This is a genomic window from Streptomyces pathocidini, from assembly GCF_001418495.1.
Classification (GTDB): domain Bacteria; phylum Actinomycetota; class Actinomycetes; order Streptomycetales; family Streptomycetaceae; genus Streptomyces; species Streptomyces pathocidini.
Genome location: NZ_LIQY01000527.1, coordinates 1 through 3191 on the forward strand (window position 1 = coordinate 1; position 3191 = coordinate 3191).

Below are 3191 nucleotides of genomic sequence, written 5' to 3' on the forward strand. Positions count from 1 at the left end.
ACCCCGTACGGCACCCCCGAGTCCCCGCGCGTCGCGGTCCGCGGCGAGGCGCGGCTCGAGGTCGATCCGGAGATCGCCACCCTTGCCGTCACCGTCAACGCGCGCGGCACCGACCGGCGGGCCGCGCTGGACGACCTCACCCGGCGCAACACCGCCGTACTCGACCTCGTCAAGTCCTATGGCGAGGCCGTGGAAAAGCTGGAGACCGGCGCCTTCGTCGTCACCCCCGAACTGAGCCACCGGGGCCGCGGCGAGCGCGTACGGGCCTACCACGGACGCGTCCATGTCACCGCCGCCCTCACCGACTTCACCGCCCTCGGCGAACTGGCCACGCGCCTCGCCGACCTCGAACTCACCACCGTCGGCGGCCCGTGGTGGGCCCTGCGCCCCGACTCGCCCGCCCACCGCGAGGCCCGGCAGCAGGCCGTACGGGAGGCGGTGCAGCGGGCGCGGGAGTACGCCGAGGCGCTCGGCGCCGAGTTGGCTGCGCTCGTCGAGCTCGCGGACGAGGGCGCGGAGGGCGCGGTGCCGGTCGGGATGGCGATGCCCGCCGCGATGCCGCGCGGCTTCGCGGGCGGGGTGGCGGAGGGCGCCGAGGCCGCGCCCCTGGACCTCGAGCCGCAGCGCCAGACCGTCCAGGCGCGCGTCAACGCCCGGTTCACGATGTCACCGCCCCGGCTGTGAGAGGCGCCCCCGTCCGGATGGCGTTTCGGATGGCGTTTCGGGCGGCGCACGCTCATCGGAGCACGCCCTCGCACCTTCGATACTTGTCAACAACCCTTCACGCAAAGGCCGTTGAGTAGTCACGTCCCTCAAAATCCCTACCCGCGAGTACGGCATAGGCTCGCACCATGCGCCGAGCAAAGATCGTCTGCACACTGGGCCCCGCCACCCACTCGTACGACCAGATCAAGGCACTGGTCGAAGCCGGAATGGACGTGGCCCGCTTCAACCTCAGCCACGGCAGCTACGCCGAACACGAGGAGCGCTACCGCCACGTGCGCAAGGCCTCCGACGAGACCGGCCGCAGCGTCGGGATCCTTGCGGACCTTCAAGGCCCGAAGATCCGCCTCGGCCGATTCCGCGAAGGGCCCGTACTCCTCGAACGCGGCGACGAGTTCACCATCACCGTCGAGGAGGTCGAGGGCGACCGCCTGACCTGCGGCACCACCTACGCGGGCCTCGCCGCCGACGTCACGCGAGGCGAGCGCATCCTCGTGGACGACGGCCGCGTCACCCTCGAAGTAACGAACGTGGACGGGCCCCGCGTCCAGACCATCGTCATCGAGGGCGGCATGGTCTCCGACCACAAGGGCCTCAACCTCCCCGGCGTCGCCGTCTCCGTACCCGCCCTCTCCGGCAAGGACGTCGAGGACCTGCGCTGGGCGCTGCGCACCGGCGCGGACATCATCGCCCTGTCCTTCGTCCGCAGCGGGGACGACGTACGCGACGTCCACCGGGTCATGGACGAGGAGGGGCGCCGGCTTCCGGTGCTCGCGAAGATCGAGAAGCCGCAGGCGGTCGAGAACCTCGAATCCATCGTCGACGCCTTCGACGGGATCATGGTCGCGCGCGGGGACCTCGGGGTCGAAATGCCGCTGGAGTCCGTGCCGATGGTGCAGAAGCGCGCGGTCAAGCTGGCCAAGCGCAACGCCAAGCCGGTGATCGTCGCGACCCAGATGCTCGACTCCATGATCGACGCGTCCCGGCCGACGCGCGCCGAGGCCTCCGACGTCGCCAACGCGGTGATGGACGGGACGGACGCGGTGATGCTGTCCGGCGAGACGAGCGTGGGCAAGTACCCGGTGGAGACGGTCAAGACGATGGCCCGCATCGTGGCCGCGGCCGAGGAGGACATGCTCGCCAAGGGGCTGTCGCCGCTGACCGAGAGCAACAAGCCCCGCACCCAGGCGGGTGCCGTGGCCCGCGCGGCGGCGGAGATCGGCGACTTCCTGGGCGCCAAGTTCCTCGTCGCCTGCACGCAGTCCGGCGACACGGTCCGCCGCCTGTCCCGCTACCGCTCGCCGATCCCGGTCCTCGCCTTCACCCCCGAGCCCGCGACCCGCTCGCAGCTCAACCTCACGTGGGGCGTGGAGACCTTCCTCGGCCCGATGGTCGACTCCACCGACGAGATGGTCCAGCAGGTCGACGAGCAGCTCCTGAAAATCGGCCGCTGCCGCAAGGGCGACACGGTGGTCATCACCGCCGGCTCCCCACCCGGCGTCCCCGGCTCCACCAACCTGGTCCGAGTCCACCACATCGGCGAACACGACTTCCGGCGGTAGCGGCGGGGAAACGCACGATGCCCTTCACGTGTGCGTGAAGGGCATCAATGGAGGGGTGCCGGGTGCGGGACTCGAACCCGCAAGCCCTTTCGGGCAGATGTGTTTGAGACATCCGTGTATGCCATTCCACCAACCCGGCGGGGTCGCAGGGGAACACCCTACCGTGTATGTGTCCTCACCTGCAGCTAGGTAGGCTGCAGGGGCACCACCTGTCCCGGAACGAGGAGTCCCGTGAGCGCCGCCGAGCCCGAGCAGCCTGTTGGTGACGAGCAGTCGCATGTGCCGCCGCAGACCACCCGCGTCGTCATCGCCGAGGACGAGGCCCTCATCCGTCTCGATCTGAAGGAGATGCTCGAGGAGGAGGGGTACACCGTCGTCGGCGAGGCCGGGGACGGGGAGCGGGCCGTGGAGCTCGCCCGGGAGCACCGGCCCGACCTGGTCATCCTCGACGTCAAGATGCCCGTCCTCGACGGCATCTCCGCCGCCGAGCGGATCGCCGAGGAGTCCATCGCGCCGGTCCTGATGCTCACCGCGTTCTCGCAGCGCGAGCTGGTCGAGCGGGCCCGGGACGCGGGCGCGATGGCGTACCTGGTCAAGCCGTTCAGCAAGAGCGACGTGGTGCCCGCCATCGAGATGGCCGTCTCCCGCTTCACCGAGCTGAAGGAGCTGGAGAAGGAGGTCGCCGACCTCTCCCAGCGGCTGGAGACCCGCAAGCTCGTGGACCGGGCGAAGAGCGTCCTGCAGACCCAGTACGGGCTGACCGAGCCCGCCGCGTTCCGCTGGATCCAGAAAACCTCCATGGACCGCCGGCTGTCCATGCAGCAGGTCGCCGAGGCCGTCATCCAGGACGCCGAGGAGAAGAAGCAGAAGTAGTACCGGGACCGCGTACGCGACGGGGCCCGCGCT

3 protein-coding genes and 1 tRNA gene are annotated in these 3191 nt (G+C 70.3%); 3 read left to right on the plus strand and 1 reads right to left on the minus strand.

Going from position 1 to position 3191, the window contains the following annotated elements; genetic code table 11:
• A partial coding sequence (locus tag AOK16_RS21885; RefSeq protein WP_055473893.1) for an SIMPL domain-containing protein occupies window positions 1-684 on the plus strand: 684 nt, incomplete at its 5' end.
• Window positions 685-851: 167 nt separating this feature from the next.
• Window positions 852-2285, plus strand: coding sequence for a pyruvate kinase (gene pyk / locus AOK16_RS21890; protein ID WP_055473894.1), 1434 nt, complete (start codon window positions 852-854; stop codon window positions 2283-2285).
• Window positions 2286-2341: 56 nt separating this feature from the next.
• Here the strand turns inward: pyk and AOK16_RS21895 are convergent.
• Window positions 2342-2424: transfer RNA gene (locus AOK16_RS21895), tRNA-Leu, on the minus strand.
• A 92-nt stretch (window positions 2425-2516) separates the two neighbouring features.
• Here AOK16_RS21895 and AOK16_RS21900 point away from each other — a divergent pair.
• Window positions 2517-3158 carry an ANTAR domain-containing response regulator gene (locus AOK16_RS21900; RefSeq protein ID WP_055473895.1) on the plus strand — a complete coding sequence of 214 codons (642 nt, stop codon included), beginning with the start codon at window positions 2517-2519 and terminating at the stop codon, window positions 3156-3158.
• The last annotated feature ends 33 nt before the right edge of the window (window positions 3159-3191 follow it).